The organism is Acinetobacter sp. B-6 (assembly GCF_056930735.1).
Window position 1 is genome coordinate 1 of record NZ_JBXPBY010000059.1, and the last position, 376, is coordinate 376.

The 376-nt window shown below is 29.8% G+C and carries 1 pseudogene; it reads left to right on the forward strand.

From position 1 onward, the window contains the following. Window positions 1-13: 13 nt before the first annotated feature. Window positions 14-376: pseudogene (locus tag AC1Z3T_RS21215) on the forward strand (T6SS immunity protein Tli4 family protein); the annotation flags it as partial.

A 376-nucleotide genomic window follows, 5' to 3' on the forward strand; every position in this document is an offset into this window, starting at 1 on the left:
AATGAGATTTCGAATGAAAAAAACCAAGATTTTACTGCTGCTGTCTTTAACGTTACTTGGAACATCTTGTTCAAAATTTCAAGGTGAGGATGAAAAAAATAACATGATTAATTTCAAAGATACAAAAAATATTTGTTTGGGTCGTATTGAATTTACCGTCCCGAAAGAAACTGATGTTAAATTCGGTACATTTTCATTTGATGGAAGTGATTTTGAAATTGTCGAAGATGTAACAACCCTTGATCAGTATGATCAATTTATCAAAGATAAAATTGAAAACTTAAAGAAACAACAGCATGAAACAGAAGGAAGTTTGCTTAAGTTTGAAAAAATGGGCAGTTTAAAGCTGAATCAAAGATCAATTAGCCATATTATT